The following is a 3,468-nucleotide window of genomic DNA, read 5'->3' as shown; positions in this document are numbered from 1 at the left end:
GACACGCGGATTTTCAATCCGCTGCTCTACCAACTGAGCTACCTGGGCACGCGTTGGGTGGCGGGGTGTATATGAGATCGTCCGGCGGCTGGCAAGAGGAACCTTGGTTGCCAAGTTGAGCCCTAATAGTTATTGAAAATCAAAGACCTGTCGCAGTTGCGAAAACATTCCTGACTGGTCCCTGCGAAAGTCCAATAAACCATCGGGCGCAATGCAGATATGACTCCCGCTCATGGATGGACCGCCTTGGGAGAGGCTGCCCGTCTCAGGCAACCACGCGACGCGACACGCCTCGCGGTTCACAGGGGAGACATATAGCAAACACGTCGGCTGGTCACGTCAAGGGTGACCTCGATCAAGGGAAGGCGATGGTCGTCTTCGCCTCGTCGCTCGGCACGGTGTTCGAGTGGTACGACTTCTATCTTTACGGGTCGCTGGCGGCCATCATCGCCAAGCAGTTCTTCTCCGGCGTCAACGAGACGGCGGGCTTCATCTTCGCGCTCGCGGCCTTCGCCGCCGGCTTCATCGTGCGTCCCTTCGGCGCGCTGGTGTTCGGTCGCTTAGGTGACCTCGTCGGCCGCAAGCACACCTTCCTCATCACCATCCTGATCATGGGTCTCTCGACCTTCGGCGTCGGCCTTCTGCCGAACTATGCCACGATCGGCATCGCCGCTCCGGTGATCCTGGTGGCGCTCCGCATCCTGCAGGGCCTGGCGCTGGGTGGTGAATATGGCGGTGCCGCCACCTACGTGGCCGAGCACGCGCCGGACAACAAGCGCGGCCTCTACACCTCGTGGATCCAGACCACGGCAACGCTCGGCCTGTTCCTGTCGCTCTTGGTCATTCTCGGATGCCGCACTTACTTCGGCCCTGAGTTCGACATCTGGGCATGGCGCATTCCGTTCCTGCTGTCGGCCATCCTGCTGGCGATCTCGGTGTGGATCCGTCTGAAGCTGAACGAGTCTCCCGTCTTCCAGAAGATGAAGGAAGAGGGCAAGACCTCCAAGGCTCCGCTCACCGAAGCCTTCGCCAACTGGGGCAACCTGAAGATCGTCATCCTGGCGCTGCTCGGCCTCACCGCTGGCCAGGCCGTGGTGTGGTACACGGGCCAGTTCTATGCCCTGTTCTTCCTCACCCAGACGCTGAAGGTCGATCCGGTCTCGGCCAACCTCTGGATCGCCGCCTCGCTTGCCCTTGGTACGCCGTTCTTCGTGTTCTTCGGCTGGCTGTCGGACAAGATTGGCCGCAAGCCGATCATCATGCTGGGCTGCTTCCTGGCGATCGCCTCCTACTGCACAATCTTCCAGCAGATCACCAAGAACGCCAATCCGGCGCTCTTTGATGCCATGGCCAAGTCGCAGGTGACGGTCACGGCTGATCCGGCGGATTGTTCGGTCCAGTTCAATCCGGTCGGCGCCTCGAAGTTCACCTCGGCCTGCGACATCGCCAAGACGGCGCTGGTCAAGGCCGGCGTGCCCTACACCAACGTGCCCGAAGCCCGGGCCGCGATTGGCCGCTATATCCTGTTCTTCAACAGCAGGCGCCCGCACACATCGCTTGACGGTCAGACCCCCGATCAGGCTTACTTCAACCAGCTGCCCACCTTGACGGTGGCAGCATAACAGAAGCGGATGTCCACTTAGGAAACCCCGCTGACTGTTCAAACGAACCGAGCCACCTCTCCCCATGTGGCCGCTTCTTTATTGGCGGGTTTGATTCAGTTCAAGGCGCAAGGGTGCGGAACCCGGCCAATTGACGCGATGGGAGGACAGTCATGCTGCTCGGCATCATCAGCGACGTGCATGCCAATGAACTGGCGCTCGATGCCAGCCTCGCCGCGCTGGAACGCCTCAAGGTGGACCGCCTCGTCGTCCTCGGCGACGTGGTGGGCTATGGGCCGGATCCCGAAACCGTCACCCAGCGCATCGCCGGGCTCGTGTCGCAGGGTGCCGTCTGCCTGATGGGCAATCATGACGCCGCCGCGGTTGGTGCGAAGGCCTCGATGAACGACACCGCTGCGGCGGCCATTGCATGGACCAGGCCCCGCCTCAGCGAGGCATCACGCCAATTCCTGTCCGGCCTGCCGATGACGGCGACGATCGAGGATGTTCTCTTCGTCCACGCCGATGCCTCCCATCCGGCGGACTGGATCTATGTGCTGGATGCCGCCAGCGCCATGCAGTCGCTGCTGGCGGTGAAGGCCCGTGTCACCTTCTGTGGCCATGTGCATCGGCCGCAGGTCTATTGCCTCACCGCCACGGCCAAGGTGATTGCCCACACGCCCGTCACCGGCACGGCCGTGCCCTTGAGCCCGCAGCGCCAATGGCTGGCGGTGGCGGGTGCCGTGGGCCAGCCGCGCGACGGCAACCCTGCAGCCTCCTTCATGACCTATGACACCGCCACGCGGGACCTCACCTTCCTGCGCGCCACCTATGATTACAAAGCCACTGCGCAACGGATACGCGATGCCGGCCTGCCGGAAAGGCTGGCGGAACGGCTCATCAACGGAACCTGATCCATGGCCAAGTCCAAGCTCGAAACCGGCTCCGTCCTCGATGGCTTCACCATCGGCAATCTCATCCACCGCGGCGGCATGGCCAGCCTGTGGGAGGTGACGCGCGAGGGCGATCCCACCTCCTGTCTCATGAAGATCCCCGTTCTGCAGGAGGGTGAGGACCCGGCCGCCATCGTCAGCTTCGAGATGGAGCAGATGATCATGCCGCGCCTCAAGGGCCCGCATGTGCCGCGCCATATCGCCAATGGTGATTTCGCCGTGCAGCCCTTCATCGTGATGGAGCGGCTGGCGGGCGAGACGCTGCTGCCGCAGATCGACAACGTGCCCTTGCCGGCGGAGAAAGTGGCGGCCATTGGCGCGGGGCTTGCCGATGCGGTGGAGGCGCTGCACCGGCAGGGCGTCATGCACCTCGACATCAAGCCCTCGAACATCATGTTCCGGCCCACGGGTGAAACCGTGCTGATCGACTATGGCCTCGCCCACCACCGTGACCTGCCGGACCTGATGCAGGAAGAGTTCCGCGTGCCCTACGGCACCGCGCCCTACATGGCGCCGGAGCAGGTGATGGGCATCCGCAGCGATCCGCGGAGCGACATCTTCGCCATCGGCTGTCTGATGTATTTCTTCGCCACGGGTCTGCGCCCCTTCGGCGACCCGCAGAAGCTGAAGGGCCTCAAGCAGCGGCTGTGGCGCGACCCCGTGCCCCTGCGCAGGCTGAAGCCGGATATTCCCCCGTGGTTCCAGGAAATCGTGCTGCGCTGCCTCGAGGTGAAGGCGGGCCGCCGCTACCCGACACCCGCCCAGCTGGCGCATGACCTGCGCAATCCGGAGCAGGTTCAGCTCACGGCACGCGCGAGCTAGCTGCAGAAGGATGGCTTCTTCGCCGTGCTGAAGCGCAAGGGCGAGCCGCACCGCACGCTCATCGACAAGCCACCGGAGCGCGAGGCGGAAGC

Annotated in this window: 3 protein-coding genes; all 3 read left to right on the top strand. The window is 63.6% G+C overall.

The genetic code is table 11. The features are described from left to right. Nucleotides 1-368: 368 nt before the first annotated feature. The 3 genes from WCJ41_RS20750 to WCJ41_RS20740 all read left to right on the top strand — a co-directional run bounded on the left by WCJ41_RS20750 (nt 369) and on the right by WCJ41_RS20740 (nt 3,376). A complete protein-coding gene (locus tag WCJ41_RS20750; protein ID WP_336907740.1) occupies nt 369-1,622 on the top strand; it encodes an MFS transporter in 1,254 nt (417 codons plus the stop codon). Nucleotides 1,623-1,774: 152 nt separating this feature from the next. Next, the gene (locus WCJ41_RS20745) at nt 1,775-2,515 is read left to right on the top strand and encodes a metallophosphoesterase family protein (RefSeq protein WP_336907739.1); all 741 of its coding nucleotides are present in this window, start codon (nt 1,775-1,777) and stop codon (nt 2,513-2,515) included. Between the two features lie 3 nt (nt 2,516-2,518). Next, complete coding sequence (locus WCJ41_RS20740; protein ID WP_336907738.1) at nt 2,519-3,376, top strand: serine/threonine-protein kinase; 858 nt, start codon at nt 2,519-2,521, stop codon at nt 3,374-3,376. The last annotated feature ends 92 nt before the right edge of the window (nt 3,377-3,468 follow it).

This window comes from Aestuariivirga sp. (genome assembly GCF_037139295.1).
Classification (GTDB): domain Bacteria; phylum Pseudomonadota; class Alphaproteobacteria; order Rhizobiales; family Aestuariivirgaceae; genus Aestuariivirga.
The sequence above is the reverse complement of the archived record's forward strand: the minus strand, read 5'-3'. Positions and strand labels throughout refer to the sequence as shown.

Bases quoted from the DNA above. Each gene is read 5' to 3' on its own strand.
- WCJ41_RS20750 (WP_336907740.1), top strand. From the start codon at position 369: ATGGTCGTCTTCGCCTCGTCGCTCGGCACGGTGTTCGAGTGGTACGAC.
- WCJ41_RS20745 (WP_336907739.1), top strand. From the start codon at position 1,775: ATGCTGCTCGGCATCATCAGCGACGTGCATGCCAATGAACTGGCGCTC.
- WCJ41_RS20740 (WP_336907738.1), top strand. From the start codon at position 2,519: ATGGCCAAGTCCAAGCTCGAAACCGGCTCCGTCCTCGATGGCTTCACC.